This window comes from Enterococcus sp. DIV0660C (assembly GCF_017316125.1).
In the GTDB taxonomy this organism is placed as follows: Bacteria; Bacillota; Bacilli; order Lactobacillales; family Enterococcaceae; genus Enterococcus_B.
In genome coordinates this window covers 164017-187249 of sequence record NZ_JAFLWA010000012.1, presented here as the reverse complement: position 1 = coordinate 187249, position 23233 = coordinate 164017, and the positions used below count along the sequence as shown (strand labels likewise).

Annotated in this window: 22 protein-coding genes; 19 read left to right on the top strand and 3 right to left on the bottom strand. The window is 38.9% G+C overall.

Annotated features, from left to right (window positions below; all coding sequences use genetic code 11):
• Window positions 1-44 precede the first annotated feature (44 nt).
• Entirely contained in the window at window positions 45-473 is a 429-nt protein-coding gene (locus DOK81_RS03720) for a GNAT family N-acetyltransferase (RefSeq protein WP_206908246.1), read from the bottom strand.
• 361 nt (window positions 474-834) lie between these two features.
• Between DOK81_RS03720 and alaS the strand changes: the two genes are divergently transcribed.
• The 3 genes from alaS to DOK81_RS03705 all read left to right on the top strand — a co-directional run bounded on the left by alaS (window position 835) and on the right by DOK81_RS03705 (window position 5429).
• Entirely contained in the window at window positions 835-3477 is a 2643-nt protein-coding gene (gene alaS, locus DOK81_RS03715; RefSeq protein ID WP_206908243.1) for an alanine--tRNA ligase, read from the top strand.
• A gap of 167 nt (window positions 3478-3644) precedes the next feature.
• Complete coding sequence (locus DOK81_RS03710; protein ID WP_206908240.1) at window positions 3645-4241, top strand: ECF transporter S component; 597 nt, start codon at window positions 3645-3647, stop codon at window positions 4239-4241.
• Window positions 4242-4358: 117 nt separating this feature from the next.
• The gene (locus tag DOK81_RS03705) at window positions 4359-5429 is read left to right on the top strand and encodes a cation diffusion facilitator family transporter (RefSeq protein WP_206908275.1); all 1071 of its coding nucleotides are present in this window, start codon (window positions 4359-4361) and stop codon (window positions 5427-5429) included.
• A 273-nt stretch (window positions 5430-5702) separates the two neighbouring features.
• Here the strand turns inward: DOK81_RS03705 and DOK81_RS03700 are convergent, their stop codons facing one another.
• Entirely contained in the window at window positions 5703-6113 is a 411-nt protein-coding gene (locus DOK81_RS03700) for a ribonuclease HI family protein (protein ID WP_206908231.1), read from the bottom strand.
• A 75-nt stretch (window positions 6114-6188) separates the two neighbouring features.
• On the opposite strand from DOK81_RS03700, the gene DOK81_RS03695 reads away from it, so the two are divergent.
• Window positions 6189-6608 (top strand): EbsA family protein, encoded by a 420-nt coding sequence (locus DOK81_RS03695; protein ID WP_206908230.1) that lies wholly within the window; start codon window positions 6189-6191, stop codon window positions 6606-6608.
• A 170-nt stretch (window positions 6609-6778) separates the two neighbouring features.
• On the opposite strand, the gene DOK81_RS03690 is transcribed toward DOK81_RS03695, so the two are convergent.
• Entirely contained in the window at window positions 6779-6982 is a 204-nt protein-coding gene (locus DOK81_RS03690) for a cold shock domain-containing protein (protein ID WP_206899050.1), read from the bottom strand.
• Window positions 6983-7164: 182 nt separating this feature from the next.
• On the opposite strand from DOK81_RS03690, the gene DOK81_RS03685 reads away from it, so the two are divergent.
• From DOK81_RS03685 to pyrE, 15 genes are all read left to right on the top strand, one after another.
• Window positions 7165-8835, top strand: a complete 1671-nt coding sequence (locus DOK81_RS03685; RefSeq protein ID WP_206908227.1) for a formate--tetrahydrofolate ligase — start codon at window positions 7165-7167, stop codon at window positions 8833-8835.
• 114 nt (window positions 8836-8949) lie between these two features.
• Window positions 8950-9333, top strand: coding sequence for a hypothetical protein (locus tag DOK81_RS03680; RefSeq protein ID WP_206908223.1), 384 nt, complete (start codon window positions 8950-8952; stop codon window positions 9331-9333).
• Entirely contained in the window at window positions 9326-10024 is a 699-nt protein-coding gene (locus tag DOK81_RS03675; RefSeq protein ID WP_206908222.1) for a CBS domain-containing protein, read from the top strand. The genes DOK81_RS03680 and DOK81_RS03675 overlap by 8 nt, the downstream gene beginning before the upstream one ends.
• Before the next feature lie 4 nt (window positions 10025-10028).
• The gene (gene lspA, locus DOK81_RS03670) at window positions 10029-10493 is read left to right on the top strand and encodes a signal peptidase II (protein ID WP_206908220.1); all 465 of its coding nucleotides are present in this window, start codon (window positions 10029-10031) and stop codon (window positions 10491-10493) included.
• The gene (locus tag DOK81_RS03665; RefSeq protein WP_206908218.1) at window positions 10490-11395 is read left to right on the top strand and encodes an RluA family pseudouridine synthase; all 906 of its coding nucleotides are present in this window, start codon (window positions 10490-10492) and stop codon (window positions 11393-11395) included. The genes lspA and DOK81_RS03665 overlap by 4 nt, the downstream gene beginning before the upstream one ends.
• 272 nt (window positions 11396-11667) lie before the next feature.
• A complete protein-coding gene (gene pyrR, locus DOK81_RS03660) occupies window positions 11668-12207 on the top strand; it encodes a bifunctional pyr operon transcriptional regulator/uracil phosphoribosyltransferase PyrR (RefSeq protein WP_067482259.1) in 540 nt (179 codons plus the stop codon).
• Window positions 12208-12217: 10 nt separating this feature from the next.
• On the top strand, window positions 12218-13501 hold the full coding sequence (locus DOK81_RS03655; RefSeq protein ID WP_206908215.1) for a solute carrier family 23 protein: 1284 nt from the start codon (window positions 12218-12220) through the stop codon (window positions 13499-13501).
• An 11-nt stretch (window positions 13502-13512) separates the two neighbouring features.
• Window positions 13513-14439, top strand: a complete 927-nt coding sequence (locus tag DOK81_RS03650) for an aspartate carbamoyltransferase catalytic subunit (protein WP_206908212.1) — start codon at window positions 13513-13515, stop codon at window positions 14437-14439.
• Between the two features lie 18 nt (window positions 14440-14457).
• Complete coding sequence (locus tag DOK81_RS03645) at window positions 14458-15738, top strand: dihydroorotase (RefSeq protein WP_206908209.1); 1281 nt, start codon at window positions 14458-14460, stop codon at window positions 15736-15738.
• 7 nt (window positions 15739-15745) lie between these two features.
• Entirely contained in the window at window positions 15746-16822 is a 1077-nt protein-coding gene (locus DOK81_RS03640; RefSeq protein ID WP_206908206.1) for a carbamoyl phosphate synthase small subunit, read from the top strand.
• Between the two features lie 2 nt (window positions 16823-16824).
• Complete coding sequence (gene carB, locus DOK81_RS03635; RefSeq protein ID WP_206908203.1) at window positions 16825-20010, top strand: carbamoyl-phosphate synthase large subunit; 3186 nt, start codon at window positions 16825-16827, stop codon at window positions 20008-20010.
• 175 nt (window positions 20011-20185) lie between these two features.
• Window positions 20186-20959 carry a dihydroorotate dehydrogenase electron transfer subunit gene (locus tag DOK81_RS03630; RefSeq protein WP_206908191.1) on the top strand — a complete coding sequence of 258 codons (774 nt, stop codon included), beginning with the start codon at window positions 20186-20188 and terminating at the stop codon, window positions 20957-20959.
• Complete coding sequence (locus DOK81_RS03625; protein ID WP_206908188.1) at window positions 20956-21888, top strand: dihydroorotate dehydrogenase; 933 nt, start codon at window positions 20956-20958, stop codon at window positions 21886-21888. Before DOK81_RS03630 ends, DOK81_RS03625 begins: the two co-directional genes overlap by 4 nt.
• Window positions 21885-22598 carry an orotidine-5'-phosphate decarboxylase gene (gene pyrF / locus DOK81_RS03620; protein ID WP_206908172.1) on the top strand — a complete coding sequence of 238 codons (714 nt, stop codon included), beginning with the start codon at window positions 21885-21887 and terminating at the stop codon, window positions 22596-22598. The genes DOK81_RS03625 and pyrF overlap by 4 nt, the downstream gene beginning before the upstream one ends.
• Window positions 22598-23227 carry an orotate phosphoribosyltransferase gene (gene pyrE / locus DOK81_RS03615; RefSeq protein ID WP_206908168.1) on the top strand — a complete coding sequence of 210 codons (630 nt, stop codon included), beginning with the start codon at window positions 22598-22600 and terminating at the stop codon, window positions 23225-23227. Before pyrF ends, pyrE begins: the two co-directional genes overlap by 1 nt.
• Window positions 23228-23233: the final 6 nt, after the last annotated feature.

Genomic DNA, 23233 nt, shown 5'->3' with positions numbered 1-23233 from the left:
TTTGTTTTGGTTCACTTTTTTTATGTTGTTATTGAGTTAACCAATCATAAAATTTTTTCCATACCGATACAAAGAATACCATCTTCTTCAAAAGGAGACGTACAGGAATTATATCCACAAAGTTCATAAAAAGATTGTGCTGTTAGTTCAGCGACTAAATAGCTTAAACAGCAGCCATTATTTTTGGCAAATTGTTCTGCTTTGAACAAAAGTGAACGTCCAATTCCTTGTTTGCGATAGGCTTTTGCTACACAAAAACGGTCAGGTTGAAAACATGTTTCGTTTTTCAGTTGATAACGTAAGGTTGCAACAGGGATTTGATCATCGAGAAGTAAAAAATAATTTCTTTGACTGGTATCGAGTACATCAAACTCCCATTCAGGTGGAATGTTCTGTTCTAAGACAAAGACTTCATAGCGAAGCGTAAAGCTTGCTGCTTGAATCCAAGTTTCATTGCCAAAAAATACGTTCATAAAGCTTCTCCTTCAATCAACTTTTTTATTCAGCGTAACACAAACGAAGAAAAGCAAAAAGAGGCAAAATAGAAAAGCATTATTGACAGACAACCGTGAAGTGCGTATACTTAACGAGTACAAAAAAGGACATGATTTGTTTTTAGGGACTCACAGAAAATTCTTTCTAGGCTGAAAAAAGAATAGTTGCCAATCAAATTGCTCCCTTTTTTCTTTTGATAGAAATATCAACGCAACTCAGCGTTATCGAGTTTAAGAGGTAATGATCAAACATCATTGCAACCAAGGTGGTACCGCGAGTTTTCGTCCTTGGCTGTAATGGTGTTTTTTGTATTGAAAAACAATGAGAGAAGGTAATGGAATGAAACAATTAAGTAGTGCACAAGTTCGCCAAATGTTTTTAGATTTTTTCCAATCAAAAGGACACACAATTGAGCCAAGTGCCTCATTAGTACCAGTTAATGATCCAACTTTGTTATGGATCAATTCAGGAGTAGCAACATTAAAAAAATATTTTGATGGTTCAGTTGTTCCAGAAAATCCAAGAATCACTAATGCACAAAAATCAATTCGAACAAATGATATTGAAAATGTCGGAAAAACTGCGCGTCATCATACGATGTTTGAAATGCTAGGAAACTTTTCTATCGGAGATTATTTCAAAGAAGAAGCAATCCACTGGGCATGGGAATTTTTGACAAGCCCTGAATGGATGGCTTTTGACCCTGAAAAGTTATATGTTACCGTTTATCCAAAAGATACTGAAGCAAAACGTATTTGGCATGAAGAAGTGGGCTTACCAATGGACCACATTATCGATGTAGAAGATAACTTCTGGGATATTGGTGCCGGTCCTTGTGGTCCCGATACAGAAATCTTTTATGACCGTGGTGAATCATATAACGATTTAGCCGAAGATGATCCAGAAAATTATCCTGGTGGCGAAAATGAACGTTATTTAGAAATCTGGAACTTGGTATTTTCTGAATTTAACCATAAACCAGATAACACATTTGAACCATTACCACATAAAAACATTGATACGGGCATGGGCTTAGAACGGATGGTTTCTATCGTTCAAGATGCACCAACTAACTTTGAGACAGATTTATTTATGCCCATCATTCACGCTGTTGAAAAATTAAGTAACCAAGTGAAGTATGGCGAAAATCCAACAACAGATATCTCTTATAAAGTAATTGCTGACCACATTCGTGCGTTATCTTTTGCGATTGGAGATGGCGCACTACCTTCAAATGAAGGACGCGGTTATGTATTACGTCGTTTATTACGTCGTGCCGTTATGCATGGAAAAAAATTGGGAATCAATCAAGCTTTCTTGTATAAATTAGTTCCAGTTGTTGGTGAAATCATGGTTAGCTACTATCCAGAAGTTTTACAACAAAAAGAATTTATTGAAAAAGTAATTCGTACAGAAGAAGAACGCTTTAATGAAACAATCAATGAAGGTTTAGATATCTTAAACCAAGTGATTGAAGATGTAAAATCAGCAAAAGGAACAACTTTAGCTGGTAAAGATATCTTCAAACTTTATGACACTTATGGTTTCCCAGTAGAATTAACGGAAGAAGTAGCAGAAGACGAGGGGCTAAAAGTCGATCATGCTGGTTTTGAAAAAGAAATGGAAGCACAAAGAGAACGTGCCCGCTCTGCAAGAAGCACGGAAAAATCAATGGGCGTCCAATCTGCATTATTAACAGATATCAAAGTGGATAGTAAATTTATTGGTTATACAGAAGTTGAGGCAGACAGTAAATTGCTAGTGATCGTTCAAGACGAAGAATTACTAAGTGAAGTAACAGAAGGTGTTGCTCAATTGATTTTTGCTGAAACACCTTTCTATGCCGAAATGGGTGGACAAGTGGCTGACCAAGGTTGGATATTAAATGATGCAAAAGAAGTAGTTGCAACGGTTACAGATGTTCAAAAGGCACCAAATGGTCAATTTATGCATACAGTAACAGTCAAATCACCAATGCAAGAAGGTGCAATCTATCATTTAGCAATCAACGAACCAATGCGTAATCGAATCATTAAAAATCATACGGCGACTCACTTATTGCATAAAGCGTTAAAAGAAACTTTAGGTGAACATGCAAACCAAGCGGGTTCATTAGTTGCTCCGGGACACTTACGTTTTGACTTCACTCATTTTGGCCAAATCACAGCAGATGAACTAGCTCAAATGGAACGAATTGTTAATGAAAAAATCTGGGAAGCTATTCCAGTTCAAACAATTGAAACAGATATTGACACAGCAAAAAACATGGGTGCAATGGCCTTATTCGGTGAAAAATATGGTCGTGAAGTTCGTGTCATCAATATTGGTGAATGGTCAATCGAACTTTGTGGTGGGACACACGTGTCAAATACAGAAGACATTGGTATTTTCAAAATTGTTTCTGAATCAGGAATCGGTGCAGGCGTTCGCCGTATCGAAGCTGTTACAAGTAAAGAGGCTTACGAACTACTAGAAGGTGAAGAAAAACAATTAAAAGAAGTTGCAGCAATTGTCAAATCACCTCAATTAAAAGAAGTCGTTACAAAAGCAGAACAGTTACAACAACAATTACGTGAATTACAAAAAGAAAATGAAAAATTAGCAAGTAAATTAGCTAATCAACAAGCGGGAGACATTTTCAAAGACCCAGAAACAGTTGCTGGAAAAACGTTGATTGCTTCACAAGTAAAAGTGAAAGATATGAACCAATTACGTCAACTAGCAGATCAATGGAAACAAAAAGCAATCTCTGATATTCTTGTTCTGGCAAATGAACAAGAAGGAAAAGTTAGTTTGTTAGTTGCTATGTCGAAGGAAGCAAATGAAGCTGGGCTAAAAGCAGGCGACTTGATCAAAGCAATCGCACCGAAAGTTGGCGGTGGTGGCGGAGGTCGTCCGGACATGGCACAAGCTGGAGGGAAAAATCCAGCAGGTATTCCAGATGCATTAGCTGAAGCAAAAAATTGGTTGCTTAACCAATAATCATTTGTTAAAATTTACCGTTTAAACATGAGCAAGACTTGGGATGCTATTGGAAAATAGTCATTCCAAGTCCGCTTGTTTTTTTGTGTCTATTTTAAGATAAACGTAAATAGTTGACGAATGAGTAAGAACTTTTTACGATGAAAAGAAAAAGGTGGGGTTTGGAAATGAATAGTAGAAATAAAACATTTCGTTTAGTATTACGTGCAGTCTTATTGGCAATCATTATTGTTCAAGCAATGGTTCCTTGGCTGGGATTTATTCCATTAGGTTTCATCAGTTTGACAATCATCCATATTACAGTTATTGTTGCAGCTGTTGTGTTAGGACCTAAAGATGGCATGCTGATTGGTTTGTTTTGGGGAATTGCAACCATAGTTCGTGCTTTTGCCATGCCAACAACGCCTTTTGATACGTTAGTCTTTACAAATCCAATCATTTCAGTAGTGCCACGGGTGCTTGTTGGTTTGGTAGCAGGTGTTGTCTTTCATTGGATTTATCGAAAAAAACAATCAGTGGTGATAGGTGCTGCTACAGCAGGAGTACTTGGTTCCTTAACAAATACTTTACTTGTTTTAGGCTTCATGGGTATCTTTTATACGAGTGCAACTGCCAATGCATATGGTGTGGATACATCACTTTTGTTTAAGACTTTGATTGGGGTTGCGGGGATCAATGGGATTCCTGAAGCGATTGGTGCAGGGGTTATTACGCCACTTATTGCTAAAGCACTCTTTGCTGCGACCCCTTTGAAACCAGAATAAGCAAGACGAATGAGAGCATATCTTTTTAGATAAGGGAGTAAGCATGTGACAAGAAAACAAACAGCAGAAAAAGCAACGAGCAAAGAACGGACGAAGCAAGGAATTTTAGCGGGTATTATGGGGTTGATTTCCAATTTGATTTTATTTGTTTCCAAATTTATGATTGGGATCTTATCAGGTAGTGTGTCAATCATGGCAGATGCAATCAACAGTTTGTCGGATACTGCGTCCTCTGTATTGACTTTGGTTGGTTTTAAGATTGCAGCTAAACCAGCAGATAATGAGCATCCATATGGCCATGAACGATTTGAATATATTAGTGGATTATTTGTGTCAATTATTATTTCTTATGTGGGCTTTACATTTTTAGAATCTTCTTTTCAAAAAATTATTCATCCAGAAAATATTATTTTGACCCCAGTTGTCTTTTTAGTCTTGATTTTTTCAATTGGTTTGAAGTTCATTCAAGGAAAAATGTACAGTCGAATTGCAACAAAAATTGATTCGAATGCTTTACGGGCAACTTCAACGGATAGTTACAATGATGTATTCACAACGTTAGCAGTTTTGATTTCAGCAGGCGTTGAGTGGTTGACTGGGTGGAGAATTGATGGCTACATCGGATTTGCGTTAGCCCTCTATATTCTGTATAGCGGTGGAATGATGGTCCGTGACTTTGTCTATGAATTAATGGGCAGTCGACCTACAACAGAGGAAATCGAAGAAATGGAAGCTTCACTGAATAATTACGACCAAATTTTAGGGTATCATGATTTGTTAGTACACAATTATGGACCAAGTAAACGATTTGCATCGGTTCATATTGAGGTAGATGATAGTTTAGACTTGAATCAGGCACATCGAATTGTTGATCGAATCGAAAAAGATTTCAAAGAACGTTTAGCAGTTGATTTGGTTTGTCATTTAGATCCTGTTCCAGTGAGTAATGAACGTTATTTAGCAATATTGCAAACATTGCGTGAAATCGTTGCAACTACGGCAGAAGGACTTAAAATTCATGATTTTCGCGTGGTAAAAGAAGGGAAAATTTTGCAATTTGATGTGGTTGTTCCTCAACAATGTCACTTTTCTGACGAGAAATTGGAAGAAATCATTCGAGAGCAAGTCAAGCAAAAAATTGGCAAGTATCAGGTTGAGATAACTTTCGATCATAATTATTTATTGTGATCGAAGTGCTAAACTCCAAAAAATAAGAATAAAATTTCGCGAAATGTAGGCATATTTGGAAGGAGTTGCTTGGGGAGTCACCGAAGATAAGGTTTGTAGCCCAAGTGTATAGCTCTGACAAGCTAGTGAGTAGATGTTCAAAATAGGTTTACTTATTTTCTTGAAATAAAATAGATTACTGAAGAGTTAGTTTGAGAAGTTATTTTGGCAAACAAGAAAAGTTTATTAAAAGACCGAAAACGATGAAACTTGTTAGATTTCATGGTTTTCGGTTTATTTTTTTATCTGTTTGAGTTGTTTTTTCAATGCTTGTCGTGCTAGGTTATCAGCGCCTTTATTTTTACTTTCAGGAATCCATTGTAAAAGAAACAATGAAAATTCTGGAAGAAGTCTTTGGATTGCTGACAAGTAGGGTTGAAATAAGTCGTTCGTTGTAAAATTTTTATCAATGGTGGAAACTAAGGTTTTACTATCCGAATAACAAAAAATCGTTTCAGTATTCAAAGTCTTTTCCTTTAAAATCTCTAAAGTTTTTAAAAAGACTTCGAATTCTGCTTCGTGATTTGAACCATCAGAAAGAGGAACAGCTAACTGTTCATACCGGTTTTCTCCAAGAATTATGATACCGCCACCACTTGGCCCAGGGTTGCCTTTTGTTGAAGCATCAATGTATACTCGTAACATGAATATCTCCTTTTTAAAATAAAATAGTGTTATGATATGATTATAGCATTATTACTTATCATGCGAGGTTAGACAATGAAAAAAATTATTCGCTGGCAACCAGAACTGGCACAGTCGATCATCTATTGGTCTTTGACGTTGATTATTTTCTTTTTCAGCTTGATTTTGTCTCTTGAAAATACGAGACCTTATTGGAAAAGCAATGTAGTCATGGGCATTTTTGCTGTGTTTTTATTGTTAGGGTTACGTCGTTCATTTGTATTAGAAAAAAATTCAATCAAAATTCGCTATGCTGCTTTTTGGAAAGACAAAAAAATAACGTTACAGCAAGTTGAAAAGGTTGCTCCACATGATCATGGTTTAGAGTTGAAGTTGGCAGATGAGTTAGAGCCGACAATCTATTTATTACGTGCAAAAGATCAAGTGTCTGTTCGTAATTATTTTACAGGGGCTTCACAAGAAGTGTTTGTGAAACAGTCACGAAAAGATAAATAGAAAGAGCAGATCAAATAGTGCTCATAAACAAATGAGAAGAAGGAGTTGAGGATTTTTGTCTACAACTCCTTTTTAGTTCGCTAAAATAATAAAAAAGTTGAGACAAAAAATGTCTCAACTGTGATTTTTTTATTCATTTATTTTGTAGATTTACTTATAAATAGTCTCAACTAGCTTAATTTTTTAACATGAGCTGCTTGTGTTCCACGATTGCCTTCAATAATCTTAAACTCCACTGCTTGGTTTTCTTCCAGACTCTTAAAGCCCTCTTCCTCGATTGCGGTAAAATGGACAAAAATTTCCTCCGTTTCATCATAACTGATAAACCCGTATCCTTTTTTATTGTCAAACCATTTCACGATTCCTTGGGTCAAAGCACTCACGACCTTTCTTAAAATCTACCATAGCCACATTATAAAGAGTATTTATAAGTACGTCAAATAAATGAAAGAGATATCTATTCTATCTTTTTATTTCAATTGAAAACGTGTATAATAAAAATAACTTAACAAAAAGTGTTTAAATTGAATTAAAGTTCGTGTAAAGGGGTAGTTTGATGAAGAGTGATTTACAAATTTCACAGGAAACTGACTTAAAACCGATTGTTGAGATAGCAGATAAAGTGAATCTTGGCTATGAAGACTTGGAACTGTATGGAAATTACAAAGCAAAAATAAATTTTTCGGCAATTGAGGAGCTAAAAGAAAAGCAGGATGGCAAATTGATTTTGGTCACATCAATTAATCCAACTCCTGCGGGGGAAGGAAAGTCAACTGTTACAGTTGGCTTAGGAGATGCACTAAATCAGATCAATAAGCAGGCAGCAATCGCTTTAAGAGAACCTTCGTTAGGACCCGTCATGGGGATTAAAGGTGGGGCAGCTGGCGGTGGTTACGCACAAGTTTTACCAATGGAAGATATCAATCTACACTTTACTGGCGATATGCACGCTATTACAAGTGCGAATAATGCACTGTCAGCTTTTTTAGACAACCATATCCATCAAGGAAATGAATTACAGATTGATGCCAGACGTGTGATTTGGAAACGAGTGGTTGACTTGAATGATCGCGAGTTACGGCAGGTGATTGTCGGTTTAGGTGGACCAATCCAAGGTGTACCAAGAGAAGATGGCTTTGATATTACTGTAGCCAGTGAAATCATGGCAATTTTGTGTTTAGCCACTGACTTAGATGACTTAAAGGCGCGACTAGCGCGTATCGTTATTGGTTATACTTTTGACAAAGAACCTGTCACTGCAGGTGACTTAAAAGTAGAGGGAGCTTTAGCTTTACTGCTAAAAGATGCGTTAAAACCAAATTTAGTTCAAACGATTTATGGAACACCTGCGTTTATTCATGGGGGACCGTTTGCCAATATTGCCCATGGATGTAATAGTATTTTAGCGACTAAAACAGCTTTGAAATTAGCTGATTATGTGGTTACGGAAGCAGGATTTGGTGCGGATTTGGGTGCGGAGAAGTTTCTTGATATCAAAGTTCCTAATTTGAAGAAAGCACCAGATGCAATTGTAATTGTTGCAACGATTCGTGCGTTAAAAATGCATGGAGGCAAACAAAAGTCAGAATTACTTGAAGAGGATTTATCTGCTTTGAAGGCTGGATTTGTTAATTTGAAACGCCACATTGAAAATATGCGTTTGTACGATATTCCTGTGATTGTAGCAATCAATGAGTTTGTTACGGATACGAAAGCGGAATTTGCTTTGCTAGAGGAGTTATGTGAAAACCAAGGTATCTTAGCTAAACGTGTCAGTGTATGGGAACAAGGAGCACTTGGTGGTGTGGATTTGGCGAAAGCTGTAGTAGAACTAATTGCTGAACAAACAGCTGACTATCAACCGTTGTATCAATCAACTGCGACGATTATGGAGAAGGCAGAGACAATCGTCAAAAAGATTTATGGTGGTCGAGGCGTTCAATTTAGTAAAAAAGCACAGAAACAAATCGAGGAGTTTGAAAAAAATGGGTGGAGTGACTTACCAGTCTGTATGGCAAAAACGCAGTATTCATTTTCAGATGATCCAACGTTGCTTGGAGCGCCAACTGATTTTACGATTACGATTCGAGAATTTGTTCCGAAATTGGGAGCTGGTTTTTTAGTAGCGCTCACGGGTGATGTGATGACGATGCCGGGATTGCCAAAAAAACCTGCAGCGTTAAATATGGACGTAACAAATCAAGGAGAAGTCATCGGTTTGTTTTAATATTCAATGAATGATTCAAAAAAGTGGAAGGTATGACAAAAGTTTTGTCAGGCCTTCTTTTTCTTTTTCATTGTTGAGTTTTAAGTTATACTAAAGCATAATAGGAGGGGCATTATGAAAATAAAATTCACCAGAAAAACTGGTTTTTATGGAATGGGAAGTTCTATTCGACTACAAATTAATGGAAAATCTATTTACTTAAATCAGCAAGACAGTGTGGAAGTAGAGGTAGCCGCTCCACTAACGATGCAAGTCTCGTTTTTTTGGTTAAAAAGTGCAGTTTATCAAATAGCATTGCCGAAAGATGCGTATGTTATTACGATGAACTTACTTCTATTGCAATTGTATCCGGTACTTTTTTTCTTCACGAGTTTGAGTGCCATTTATTTTAGTAATCTATTCTATAGCTTGGTAGCTGTCATTGGCATGATCGGCTTCTTTTTCTTCATTAAAAACCAAGCTTATGTCATCAAGGAGGACACTAGTGAGTATGAGTAACTCTGATGTATTTTTAAGTAGCTTCAATCGTATTGAGAAATGGATGCGTGAAGAAATGGGAAACACGCGTAATATGGGCTTTACCGAATTAGTCCGCCGATTGGCTCGCAAAAAAGGGTCGATGGTGCGTAAATATGAAGAAGATTTATTTCAAATGGCGCAATTAAGAAACGCAATTGTTCACGAAAGAATTTCTGAAGACTTTGTCATTGCAGAGCCAAATGACTGGGCAGTTGATAAGATTCAAGTCATTGAGGAGGCATTGATCCGTCCAGTTACGGTGTTACCAAAGTTTGCGAAGAAAGTGACTGGTTTTGATAAAAATATTCCTTTACTTGATTTGTTAGAGACGATTGCTCAAAAACGCTATTCACAATTTCCACTGTATAATAAGGGAAAATTTGAAGCATTGATCACTTTACGAGCGATTGGGTTTTGGTTGGCGAAAGAAAGCCAACAGGGAGTGATTGACTTAACGCGAAAGCAAGCCAAAGATTTGATTATTGGTGATGGGAAATATACAAACTATCAATTTGTTTCTGCAAACACGAAGATCTACGAAGTTGAGTTGATGTTTCGTGAACAAGGTACACTGGAAGCGGTATTGATTACAAAAGATGGAAACCCTGATGGTAATCTATTAGGGATTATTCGACCAAGAGATATTTTTAAACAAGTAGAAAAGGATTGATCGTGTGTTAATTATATATTGGATAGTTAGTGGCGCTTTGATTACAGTAGATCAATGGGTCAAATGGTGGATTACAAGTAACTTAGCATTAGGAGAAACACAATCAATGATTCCTGGTGTTTTATCGCTGAATCATATTCGGAATACGGGAGCCGCGTGGAGTATGCTAGAAGGAAAGATGTGGTTCTTTACTGTGGTGACAGTCGTTGCTGTTATAGCAATCATGTATCTAATGATCAAAAATCGGCAGACAGGTAGCCGCTGGTTTATGACTGGTTTGGCATTGATCTTAGCTGGCGCGATTGGAAACTTTATTGATCGTGTTCGTTTAGGTTATGTAGTAGATATGTTCCAAACAGATTTTATGAATTTCCCAATATTCAATGTCGCAGATATTTCATTAGTTTGTGGTGTGATTTGCATATTGATATATATTATTTTAGATGAAAAGGATCAAGTGAAAAAATGACAGAATTAAGAGCAACAATTGAACAAGAAACAGGGCGGATTGACAAAGTTTTAACGGGATTATTTCCTGATTATAGTCGTTCTCAAATCCAACTTTGGTTAAAAGAAGGCGTGGTTGCTGTAAATGGTCAACCAGTTAAGGCAAATTATAAGGTGAAAGCAAAGGATGAGCTTTTTGTAGCGATTCCTGAACCGGAAACGCTAGATGTCATTGCGGAAGACATTCCGTTAGCAATTGTTTATGAGGATGAAGATGTGGCAGTTATCAATAAGCCACAAGGCATGGTGGTCCACCCTTCAGCTGGGCACAGCCATGGAACTTTGGTGAATGCATTGATGTATCATGTCAAAGATTTGTCTTCCATCAATGGTGTGATTCGTCCCGGGATCGTCCATCGAATTGACAAAGATACTTCTGGTTTGTTGATGGTAGCTAAGAATGACCAAGCACATGAATCATTGGCTAAACAATTAAAAGACAAGACTTCTTTACGTAAATATGTCGCATTGGTTCATGGTGAAATTTCACACGATAAGGGAACAATCAATGCACCGATTGGTCGGTCAAAAGTCAATCGTAAGATGCAAGCTGTTCGTGAAGATGGAAAATCTGCTGTTACGCATTTTACTGTACTAGAACGTTTTGAAGGATTTACTTTGGTTGAGCTAAAATTAGAAACAGGACGTACACACCAAATTCGCGTACACATGCAATATATTGGTTTTCCCTTGGCAGGTGATCCTGTATATGGACCAAAGAAAACTTTACCAGGAAATGGTCAGTTCCTCCATGCACAAATGCTAGGGTTCACACATCCTGTCACAGGTCAAGAAATGGTCTTTGAAGCACCACTTCCTGAAGTGTTTGAAAAAACTTTAGAAAAATTAAGAAAAAGTCATTGATTTTTTATGTTAGCAACGGTATAGTATTAACAACGAAAAGCTTAAACGAAAATTAAATAGTAATCCTTTAAGTTTAGTCCCGTGAGGCTAAGAAGGGTGTGAGTAATCGACCATATGGTGCGCTATATGAGAGATGCTCAAGACGAAGTATAGCTAACAGTGTAACTGTATCAGCTATCTATGAACGTACCAAATTGTACAATCAGTCTAAACATACCTCCTGTCCTCTTAGGGCAGGAGTTTTTTTATGCAAAAAAATGGAGGGAAACATCATGCAAACCAAAGAAGTAGTCGATCAAGTAACAATGAAACGAGCGTTGACACGAATTACTTATGAAATCATTGAAAGAAATCACAGCATCGAAGATATCGTTTTAGTGGGAATCAAAACACGAGGGATTTATATTGCTGCTCGGATTGCCGAACGATTGAAACAGTTGGAAGACATCGAAGTTCCAGTTGGTGAGTTGGATATCACTTTGTATCGTGATGACAAAAAAGAACTGGCAGAAGGACCTGAACTACATTCATCAGATGTGCCAGTTTCCTTAGAAGGAAAAGAAGTTATCTTGATTGATGACGTGCTTTACACCGGTCGCACGATTCGAGCAGCAATGGATGCAATCATGGACTTAGGTCGACCAAGAAAAATTTCATTAGCTGTCCTAGTCGATCGTGGCCATCGCGAACTACCGATTCGAGCAGACTATGTTGGCAAAAACATTCCAACATCAAAAGCAGAAGAAATTCTGGTAGAGATGCAAGAACTTGATGGACAAGATCGTATCATGATTTTAAAAGAGGAAGAATAGGGGAAGAGATATGTCAGAGAAAAAAGAATTTCATAATGATAGTGTCGTATTAGACATTCATGACCGTCCAAAATTAGGCCATTGGGTTGGGTTGAGTTTACAGCATTTATTCACGATGTTTGGCGCAACAGTTTTAGTACCGATTTTAGTCGGGATCGACCCAGGGATTGCGTTAGTCAGTTCAGGACTAGGAACACTGGTTTACTTGTTTACAACGAAGGGAAAAATTCCAGCTTACTTAGGAAGTAGCTTCGCCTTCATTGCAGCGATGCAAATGTTGATGAAAACAGATGGTTACCCAGCGATTGCGCAAGGGGCAATCACTACTGGATTAGTTTACTTGATCGTCGCGTTGATCATCAAAAAAATCGGTGCAGCATGGCTTGATCGAATCTTACCACCAATCGTTGTTGGGCCAGTAATCATGGTTATCGGATTGGGATTGGCAGCAAATGCCGCAAATAATGCAATGTACAACGATGGCAATTACGATTTTAAATACATTGCTGTAGCGCTAATCACGTTAGGTTTGACGATTTTCTTCAACATGTTCTTACGCGGATTTCTTGGATTGATTCCAATTTTGTTAGGAATCGTAAGTGGCTACATTGTTGCCTTACTCTTTGGGATTGTTGATACGCAACCAATCGCAGATGCGGCCTGGTTTGCTTTACCAAACTTTGAAATTCCATTTGTTCAATATGAACCAAAACTATACTTAGGTGCAATTACAACAATGGCGCCAATCGCATTTGTTACGATGACAGAGCATATCGGTCACTTGATGGTACTGAACAAATTAACACGCAGAAACTTCTTTGAAGAGCCTGGTTTGCATAAAACATTGATGGGTGACGGTTTAGCACAAATCGTTGCAGCATTTGTCGGTGGTCCTCCAGTTACAAGTTATGGAGAAAACATTGGCGTGTTAGCAATCACACGAGTGCACAGCGTCTTTGTGATTGGTGGAGCAGCATTCTTCGCAGTTATCTTAGGATTTGTCGGGAAACTGAGTGCCTTGATCTTGAGCATCCCTGGACCTGTTATTTCAGGAATCAGTTTTATCTTGTTCGGAGTTATCGCAGCTAGCGGGATGAAAATCTTGATTGAGAACAAAGTAGATTTTGATAAAAAGAAAAACTTATTGATTGCAGCAGTCATCTTGGTTGTCGGTATCGGAGGCTTAGTCTTCCAAGTAGGAACATTCACGTTATCAGCAATGGCATTAGCAACTGTCCTTGGTATCATTTTAAATCTTATCTTACCAGAAACTTCACGTAGCGAAGAAAACTAGGAGGAACATTCATGATCATCCAATCAGAACGTATCAGTTTAAAACATTTATTAACCGTTGAAGCACTAACAGACCAAGAAGTTATGGGCTTGATTCGTCGCGGGCAAGAGTTCAAACAAGGGGCAAAATGGACACCACAAAAGAGCCAATATTTTGCAACTAACTTATTTTTTGAAAATAGTACAAGAACACATAAAAGTTTTGATGTAGCTGAGAAAAAGCTAGGCTTAGAAGTAATCGAGTTTGAAGCAAGCACAAGCTCAGTTTCAAAAGGAGAAACACTTTACGATACGGTTTTGACAATGTCCGCATTAGGAGTAGATGTTGCAGTCATCCGTCATGGAGATGAAAACTACTATGAAGACTTGATTCAAAGTAAAACAATTCAATGTTCGATTATCAACGGTGGAGATGGAAGTGGACAGCATCCAACACAATGCTTACTAGATTTGATGACGATTTACGAAGAATTTGGCCATTTTGACGGATTGAAAGTAGCTATCGTTGGTGACATCACACATTCACGTGTCGCAAAATCAAACATGCAAATGTTGAAACGCCTAGGTGCACAAGTTTTCTTCTCTGGGCCAGAAGAATGGTATGACAATGAATTTGAAGTTTACGGGCACTACTTGCCATTGGATGAATTACTCGACCAGGTAGATGTAATGATGATGCTCCGAGTACAGCATGAGCGTCATGATGGAAAAGAAAGTTTCTCAAAAGAAAGCTATCACCAAGAACATGGTTTAACTGTTGAACGGGCGAAGAAATTGCAAAAACATGCAATTATCATGCACCCAGCACCCGTCAATCGTGACGTTGAACTAGCCGATTCACTAGTTGAGGGATTACAGTCACGAATTGTTCAACAAATGAGCAATGGCGTATTTGTCAGAATGGCAATTCTAGAGGCAGTACTAAACGGAAAAGCGTAAAAGTAGGAGGACGAAGACATGAAAACACTCATTAAAAACGGTCAAATCATTACACGAAAAAATGAAACAACACCTGCAGAAATTTGGATTGAAGAAGGAAAAATCAAAGCAATTGGTACGGGATTTTCTGAGACTGAATTTGATGAAGTGTTTGACGCAAAAGGACAACTCATCACACCAGGACTTGTCGACGTACATGTTCATTTAAGAGAGCCTGGTTTTACGTATAAAGAAACGATTGAAGCAGGAACAAAAGCAGCAGCACATGGTGGATTTACTACAGTGTGTGCAATGCCTAACCTAGATCCTGTACCTGATACTGCTGAAAAATTAAGCCAAGTCTATGAAATCATCAAGCGAGATGCAGTAGTGAAAGTTTTACAGTATGCACCAATTACTGAAAAACTCCGAAGTGAAGTTTTAGTCGATCAAGAGGCGCTGATTGACGCAGGTGCTTTTGCGTTCACCAATGATGGTGTTGGTGTACAGACGGCAGGCACGATGTATCTAGCAATGAAAGAAGCTGCAAAAAATAATAAAGCACTGGTTGCTCATACTGAAGATGAGTCCTTATTATTCGGCGGCGTCATGCACGCGGGCGAAAAAGCCGAAGAATTGGATTTGCCGGGAATTTTAAGTGCAACTGAATCTTCACAAATTGCGAGAGACTTAATTTTAGCGGAAGAAACAGGTGTCCATTACCACGTCTGTCATGTCTCAACCAAAGAAAGTGTTCGGATCATCCGCGACGCGAAAAAGGCTGGTGTTCATGTCACAGCTGAAGTTTCGCCACACCATTTGCTTCTGATTGATGAGGATATTCCAGAAGATTTTGGTTTTTGGAAGATGAATCCGCCGCTACGTGGGCGCGAAGATCGCGAAGCACTGATTGAAGGATTACTTGATGGAACAATTGATTGTATCGCGACAGATCATGCCCCTCATGGTCTAGAAGAAAAGAGTCAAAGCTTCTTGAAATCGCCATTTGGAATCGTTGGAAGCGAAACAGCCTTTCAGTTGATTTATACTCATTTTGTTGAAACTGGTATTTTTACACTAGAACAAGTCATTGGCTGGCTAGCGGTTAAACCAGCAGCGATTTTTAACTTGAACGCTGGTACACTAACCATTGGTGCGCCGGCAGATATTGCAGTGTTTGATATCGAACACGAGTATAAAATTGCGAAAGAAGACTTCTTGTCAAAAGGTGAGAATACACCATTCGTTGATTGGACGGTCAAAGGGGAAACATTGTTGACATTCGTTGACGGAAAAATTGCTTGGCAAAAGGAGGTCTAGGAGCAGTATGGATCGATTACTGATTTTAGAAGATGGAACTGTATTTGAAGGACAAGCCTTTGGAGCAGATGCAAATGTTTTTGGTGAAATTGTTTTCACGACAAGTATGACTGGGTATCAAGAAACGATTACAGACCAAAGTTTTAATGGCCAAATCATTACCTTCACTTATCCAATGGTCGGAAATTATGGTGTGAACCGAGATGATTACGAGTCGATTTCGCCGACTTGTAAGGGTGTTGTCGTGAAAGAACATGCGCGAGTGGCTTCAAACTGGCGCAATCAAATGACGTTAGATGCGTTTTTGAAACAAAAAGGGATTCCGGGAATCTCGGGAATCGATACAAGAGCTTTAACGCGGAAAATTCGTGAAGTTGGAACGATGAAAGCAAGTATTGTTGATGCAGGTGATAGCTTTGAACACGCATTTGATCAATTAAAAGCGACTGTTTTAGCAACGAATCAAGTCCAGCAAGTGTCAACCAACAAACCTTATCCAAGTCCTGGAACGGGGAGAAATGTGGTTGTCATTGATTTTGGGTTGAAACATAGTATCTTGCGCGAATTAAGTAAACGAAATTGTAATTTAACAGTCATGCCTTATAATACTGAAGCAAAAACGATTCTTGAACTTGCTCCCGATGGTGTGATGCTGACAAATGGACCAGGCGATCCGAAAGATGTGCCTGAAGCAATCAAGATGATTCAAGAAATACAAGGAAAAGTACCAATTTTTGGTATTTGTTTAGGGCACCAATTGTTTGCACTAGCTAATGGTGCAGACACGTATAAAATGAAATTTGGTCATCGAGGATTAAATCATCCAGTACGAGAAATTGCGACAGGGAGAATTGATTTTACTTCACAGAACCATGGCTATGCTGTTAATGAAAACACGATTGATCCGAATAAACTAATGGTCACTCATATTGAAGTGAACGATGGAACAGTGGAAGGGATTCGCCATCGCGATTACCCTGCTTTTAGTGTGCAATTTCACCCTGATGCAGCACCAGGACCACACGATGCACTACACTTATTTGATGAATTTATGGAAATGATGGATGCAGGAAGGGAGCAATAAGAATGCCAAAACGGACAGATATCAAAAAAATCATGGTGATTGGCTCGGGGCCAATCATCATCGGTCAAGCAGCCGAATTTGATTATGCTGGAACGCAAGCTTGTCTTGCACTAAAAGAAGAAGGCTATGAGGTTGTTTTAGTCAACTCAAATCCTGCAACGATTATGACAGATCAAGAAATTGCAGATCAAGTCTACATCGAACCAATAACTTTAGAATTTGTTTCACGCATTTTAAGAAAAGAACGTCCAGATGCACTGCTTCCAACACTAGGTGGACAAACAGGTTTGAACATGGCGATGGAATTAGCTGAATCAGGAATTTTAGAGGAACTTCATATTGAACTTCTGGGTACGAAGCTTTCAGCAATCGACCAAGCAGAAGACCGAGATTTGTTCAAAAAATTAATGGAAGACTTAAAGCAGCCGATTCCCGAATCAGAAATCGTGACAACGGTTGAGGATGCCGTTGCTTTTGCAAATAAAATTGGCTATCCAATCATTGTCCGACCTGCGTTTACCCTTGGAGGTACAGGTGGTGGAATGTGTGAAAATGAAGAAGAATTGCGAATGACTGCAGAAAATGGCTTAAGTTTATCACCAGTTACGCAATGCTTGATCGAACGCAGTATTGCTGGGTACAAAGAAATCGAATACGAGGTCATGCGTGATTCAGCTGATAATGCAATTGTTGTTTGCAACATGGAAAATTTTGATCCAGTGGGTATCCACACAGGCGATTCCATTGTTTTCGCACCAAGCCAAACATTATCTGATCATGAATATCAAATATTGCGCGATGCTTCACTTTCGATTATTCGCGCATTGAAAATTGAAGGTGGTTGTAACGTCCAACTTGCTCTTGATCCACATAGCTTCAATTATTATGTGATCGAAGTCAATCCACGCGTTTCACGATCTTCTGCACTAGCAAGTAAAGCAACGGGTTATCCTATTGCAAAATTAGCGGCAAAAATTGCATTGGGTTTGACTTTAGATGAAATGAAAAATCCAGTAACTGGAACAACTTATGCAGAATTCGAACCAGCTTTAGACTATGTGGTTGCAAAAATCCCACGTTGGCCATTTGATAAATTTGAAAATGGAGAACGCGTATTGGGAACACAAATGAAAGCAACAGGTGAAGTCATGGCAATTGGTCGTAACATCGAAGAGTCACTGCTCAAAGCCGTTCGTTCTCTTGAAATCGGAACACATCACCTTGAGCTTCCAGAACTGGTAGACGTGAATGAAGATCAGCTAATTGAAAAAATGGTTCGAGCACAAGATGATCGTCTGTTTTATGTTGCTGAGGCTTTACGCCGGGGTTACCCAATCGAAGAAATCGCTGAGTTAACAAAGATTGATCTCTTTTTCTTAGATAAACTACTTCATATCATTGAAATTGAAGCCCAATTACAAGAAGAACCTTCTAATTTAAGACTGTTGAAATTAGCAAAGAAAAACGGTTTTACAGACAAAAAAATTGCACAGTTATGGCAGACAACACCCGAAAAAATTCGTGAACTTCGAAAAGAAAACCAATTGTTGCCCGTCTACAAAATGGTAGACACTTGTGCAGCTGAATTTGAATCGAACACGCCTTATTTTTATAGCTCGTACGAATTTGAAAATGAAAGTAGCCGCTCAGGCAAACCTTCTGTTTTAGTACTTGGATCTGGTCCCATTCGGATTGGTCAAGGGGTGGAGTTTGACTATGCAACGGTTCATTCAGTAAAAGCAATCCAACAAGCAGGATATGAAGCCATTATTATGAATAGCAATCCAGAAACAGTTTCCACAGATTTCTCCGTTTCAGACAAGCTATATTTTGAACCACTGACTTTTGAAGATGTGATGAATGTAATTGAGTTAGAGCAACCAATTGGCGTTATCGTTCAGTTTGGTGGACAAACGGCAATCAATTTAGGTGAGCCACTAGCAAAGGCTGGTGTGAAAATTTTAGGAACGACGATTGAAGATTTGGATCGAGCAGAAAATCGTGATTTATTTGAACAAGCGTTACAAGAACTAAAGATTCCGCAACCACTAGGAGACACAGCGACAAGCAAGGAAGAAGCTGTAAAAATCGCAACGATGATTGGTTATCCTGTTTTAGTTCGTCCGAGTTATGTGCTCGGCGGACGGGCGATGGAGATTGTAGAAAATCAGCGTGACTTAGAGGATTATATGGAACATGCTGTGAAAGCCTCACCTGAGCATCCTGTTTTGATTGATCGTTACTTAATAGGCGGTGAATGCGAAGTTGATGCAATCTGTGATGGAGAAACTGTCCTGATTCCCGGAATTATGGAACATATTGAGCGTGCTGGGGTCCATTCAGGTGACTCAATGGCAGTGTACCCACCACAAACCTTATCAGAAGAAATCAAAGCAACAATTGAAGATTACACGAAACGATTAGCGTTAGGACTAAACTGTATCGGGATGATGAATATCCAATTTGTTATCCATGAAGAAAAAGTTTATGTGATCGAAGTCAATCCCCGTGCAAGCCGTACCGTACCATTTTTAAGTAAAGTAACTGGGATTCCAATGGCACAAGTAGCAACCAAAGCTATTTTGGGTCAAAGTTTGCGGGAATTAGGTTATGAAACAGGCCTTTATCCAGAAACCGAAGATGTCCATGTCAAAGCACCTGTCTTCTCATTTACGAAGTTACAAAAGGTCGACACATACTTAGGACCAGAAATGAAATCAACTGGTGAGGTCATGGGATCTGATCGAAACTTAGATAAAGCTTTGTATAAAGCTTTCCGAGCAGCTGGTTTAAATCTGCCAGACTATGGTGCAGTTCTCTTTACGATTGCAGACGAAACAAAAGAAGAAGCATTAGGCTTAGCTAAACGCTTTGCAGAGATTGGTTACAGCTTATTAGGTACGAAACACACAGCAGAATTTTTCCGGAACAACGGGTTAATCGTTACGACAGTAGCAAAAATTTCAGAAACAACAACAGAAGAAAATGTAGTCGATATCATTCGGACAGGAAAAGCACAAGTAGTTGTGAACACGATTGATAAAGACCGCGGGAATGCGTCAAAAGATGGCTTTATTATTCGACGCGAATCAGTCGAACACGGCGTACCACTCTTTACGTCACTTGATACAGCAGACGCAATCGTCCGAGTGATGGAGTCACGGGCGTTCTCAACAAAAGCAATTTAAAAACGGTTCGCCTCATTCACTTAGCTCCGAAGAAGTAATTGACAACGAATAGAATCATTTTGATCGTTTCTGACTAGTTGTGCGTTGCTCTGAGGAGCTGTTTTGTGAAAAAGGTTGAGTACAAAAAAGTTCAGCAATAAGTTTTAACAGAGTCGATAAGTATAGGAGTGTGGATATGAAACAAGAAGTTATGGAAATCATTCAACAAAATCAGTTAGCACCACGAATTTTCGAGCTGACACTAAAGGGTGAACTAGTTCAAGAGATGAAGCGTCCGGGTCAATTTATTCATATCCGTGTTCCTAAAGCTGACTTGTTATTACGCAGACCAATTAGTTTAAATAAAATCGATCCAAGCACGAATACTTGTCGAATCATTTATCGTGTAGAAGGTGACGGAACCAAATCATTTTCAACGTTGACGGCAGGCGATACGCTAGATGTGATGGGGCCGCTTGGAAACGGGTTTGACTTAACGGGCTTAAAAGCTGGGGATTTTGCATTTATCATTGGCGGCGGTATCGGAATTCCGCCATTATATGAATTATCCCATCAACTGAAAGCAAAAGGTGTCAAGGTCAAACACTTTTTAGGTTTTGCGTCAGCGGATGTCATGTATGACGAAGAAAAATTCCGGCAACTGGGAGAAACAAAAATCGCAACAGATGATGGTTCAGCAGGCGTTAAAGGAAATGTAGGCAATCTTTTATTAGCGGAAGAAAATAAGAAACCAGATGCAGTGTTTGCTTGTGGTGCAAACGGAATGTTAAAAGCGGTTGAGCATTTTTTCCATACCCATCCTAATGTTCAACTTTCTTTAGAATCACGCATGGCGTGTGGAATCGGTGCTTGTTATGCATGTGTGTGTCATAAGGCAGAAGACGAAACAAAAAGTGTGAAAGTCTGTGATGAAGGTCCGATTTTCAAAGCGGGAGAGGTGATTCTATGACATTACCATCATTAGCAGTAAAAATACCAGGACTTGAATTGAAAAATCCAATTATGCCTGCCAGTGGCTGTTTCGGTTTTGGAAAAGAATATGGGCAGTATTATGATTTGAATCAACTGGGCTCAATCATGGTTAAGGCAACGACACCTAAAGCTAGATTTGGTAATCCGACACCTCGTGTTGCTGAAACCCCATCAGGTATGCTGAATGCAATCGGCTTACAAAATCCCGGACTAGAAACTGTGATGAATGAGCTATTGCCTGAATTAGAAAAATATCCTGACCTACCAATTATTGCCAATGTAGCAGGGGCGTGCGAAGAAGATTATGTGGAAGTCTGCGGGAAAATTGGTGACGCACCTAATGTAAAAGCAATCGAATTGAACATTTCTTGCCCAAACGTAAAGCACGGAGGTATTGCGTTTGGTACAGATCCTGATGTCGCTTTTCAGCTGACACAGGCGGTAAAGAAAGTTGCAAAGGTTCCGATCTATGTCAAATTATCGCCCAACGTTACTGATATCGTTCCCATTGCTTTAGCGATTGAAGCAGGTGGAGCAGACGGGTTTACCATGATTAACACACTCTTAGGAATGCGTATCGATTTAAAGACAAGAAAACCGATTTTAGCGAATCAAACAGGCGGTCTTTCTGGCCCAGCAATTAAACCAGTTGCTATTCGCTTGATTCATCAAGTCGCAGGTGTTTCTAAACTGCCGATTATTGGTATGGGTGGTGTTCAGACGGTTGATGATGTATTAGAAATGATTATGGCGGGTGCAAGTGCAGTCGCAGTTGGAACGGCCAATTTTACAGATCCATATATTTGCCCAAAATTGATTGATGCTTTACCTCAGCGAATGGCTGAACTAGGTATTTCATCATTGGAACAACTTATTCAAGAAGTTAGAGAGGAGCGCCAACAATGAATCAGCGACCGATTGTTGCTTTAGACTTTTCAAACCGAAACGAAGTAGAACAATTTTTACAATTATTTCCCGAGGAGGAAAAACTATTTGTTAAAATTGGAATGGAACTCTTTTATCAAGAAGGGCCAGCGATTGTCCGTTGGTTAAAAGAATTAGGACACGATGTATTTTTAGATTTGAAATTACATGATATTCCCAATACAGTTGAAAAAGCAATGCGTGGTTTAGCGAAGCTAGGTGTTGATATCACTTGTGTACATGCCGCCGGAGGAATCCGAATGATGGAAGCTGCGATGCGTGGGTTAGTATCAGGAACACCAGAAGGGAAACAACGACCATTATTATTAGCAATCACTCAGCTGACTTCGACAAGTGAAGAAGAAATGCATCATGATCAACTGATTGAAGTACCCTTAGAAGAAAGCGTGATCCATTACGCGACTTGCGCACAGGAAGCAGGGTTAGATGGTGTCGTCTCTTCCGCACTGGAAGTAACTAAAATCAAAGATGCTACAACTGCTGAATTTGTTTGTTTGACACCCGGTATACGACCACAAGGTGCAGATATTGGCGATCAAACGCGAGTGGTGACGCCAAAGCGGGCACGAGAAATTGGTGCAAACTTTATCGTAGTTGGGCGTCCAATTACACAAGCAGAAAATCCTTACGAAGCTTATCAAACAATAAAAAACGAATGGAGCGAACACTAATGACTGTTGAAACATTGATTGCAAAAGACTTACTAGAAATTGAAGCAGTATTCTTGAACCCAACACAACCATTTACTTGGGCAAGTGGATTGAAAAGCCCAATTTATTGTGATAATCGTATCACGATGAGTTATCCTAAGGTTCGCCAGGAAATTGCAAATGGTTTAGCCAAAAAAATCAAAGCAGAATTTCCAGAAGTCGAAGTAATTGCTGGAACAGCAACAGCAGGTATCCCGCACGCTGCTTGGGTTGCAGATATCCTTGATTTACCAATGGTTTACATTCGCAGCAAAGCAAAAGATCATGGCAAAGGAAATCAAATCGAAGGTCGAATTTTCGAAGGTCAAAAAATGGTTGTCATTGAAGATTTGATTTCAACCGGTGGCAGCGTGTTAGAAGCTTGTGAAGCAGCAACACGTGAAGGTGCCAATGTGCTAGGTGTAGCAGCAATTTTTACTTATGAATTATCCAAAGGATTAACGAATTTTTCCCAAGCAAAGATACCTTTGATCACATTAACTAATTATTCAACATTAATTGAAACAGCACGTGAAGCAAATTACATCAATGAAGAAGAATTGGATTTGCTAAAAAGTTGGAAAAAAGATCCAGAAAACTGGAATGCTTAATAAAAA

Excerpts from the sequence above, each read along its gene's own strand:
- DOK81_RS03680 (WP_206908223.1), top strand. The coding sequence starts at position 8,950 with ATGAAAATAAAATTCACCAGAAAAACTGGTTTTTATGGAATGGGAAGT.
- DOK81_RS03625 (WP_206908188.1), top strand. The coding sequence starts at position 20,956 with ATGACATTACCATCATTAGCAGTAAAAATACCAGGACTTGAATTGAAA.
- DOK81_RS03650 (WP_206908212.1), top strand. The coding sequence starts at position 13,513 with ATGATCATCCAATCAGAACGTATCAGTTTAAAACATTTATTAACCGTT.
- DOK81_RS03700 (WP_206908231.1), bottom strand. The coding sequence starts at position 6,113 with ATGTTACGAGTATACATTGATGCTTCAACAAAAGGCAACCCTGGGCCA.
- DOK81_RS03675 (WP_206908222.1), top strand. The coding sequence starts at position 9,326 with ATGAGTAACTCTGATGTATTTTTAAGTAGCTTCAATCGTATTGAGAAA.
- pyrE (WP_206908168.1), top strand. The coding sequence starts at position 22,598 with ATGACTGTTGAAACATTGATTGCAAAAGACTTACTAGAAATTGAAGCA.
- carB (WP_206908203.1), top strand. The coding sequence starts at position 16,825 with ATGCCAAAACGGACAGATATCAAAAAAATCATGGTGATTGGCTCGGGG.
- pyrF (WP_206908172.1), top strand. The coding sequence starts at position 21,885 with ATGAATCAGCGACCGATTGTTGCTTTAGACTTTTCAAACCGAAACGAA.
- DOK81_RS03665 (WP_206908218.1), top strand. The coding sequence starts at position 10,490 with ATGACAGAATTAAGAGCAACAATTGAACAAGAAACAGGGCGGATTGAC.
- DOK81_RS03630 (WP_206908191.1), top strand. The coding sequence starts at position 20,186 with ATGAAACAAGAAGTTATGGAAATCATTCAACAAAATCAGTTAGCACCA.
- DOK81_RS03685 (WP_206908227.1), top strand. The coding sequence starts at position 7,165 with ATGAAGAGTGATTTACAAATTTCACAGGAAACTGACTTAAAACCGATT.
- pyrR (WP_067482259.1), top strand. The coding sequence starts at position 11,668 with ATGCAAACCAAAGAAGTAGTCGATCAAGTAACAATGAAACGAGCGTTG.
- DOK81_RS03695 (WP_206908230.1), top strand. The coding sequence starts at position 6,189 with ATGAAAAAAATTATTCGCTGGCAACCAGAACTGGCACAGTCGATCATC.
- DOK81_RS03710 (WP_206908240.1), top strand. The coding sequence starts at position 3,645 with ATGAATAGTAGAAATAAAACATTTCGTTTAGTATTACGTGCAGTCTTA.
- DOK81_RS03645 (WP_206908209.1), top strand. The coding sequence starts at position 14,458 with ATGAAAACACTCATTAAAAACGGTCAAATCATTACACGAAAAAATGAA.
- DOK81_RS03655 (WP_206908215.1), top strand. The coding sequence starts at position 12,218 with ATGTCAGAGAAAAAAGAATTTCATAATGATAGTGTCGTATTAGACATT.
- DOK81_RS03705 (WP_206908275.1), top strand. The coding sequence starts at position 4,359 with ATGGGGTTGATTTCCAATTTGATTTTATTTGTTTCCAAATTTATGATT.
- DOK81_RS03640 (WP_206908206.1), top strand. The coding sequence starts at position 15,746 with ATGGATCGATTACTGATTTTAGAAGATGGAACTGTATTTGAAGGACAA.
- DOK81_RS03720 (WP_206908246.1), bottom strand. The coding sequence starts at position 473 with ATGAACGTATTTTTTGGCAATGAAACTTGGATTCAAGCAGCAAGCTTT.
- alaS (WP_206908243.1), top strand. The coding sequence starts at position 835 with ATGAAACAATTAAGTAGTGCACAAGTTCGCCAAATGTTTTTAGATTTT.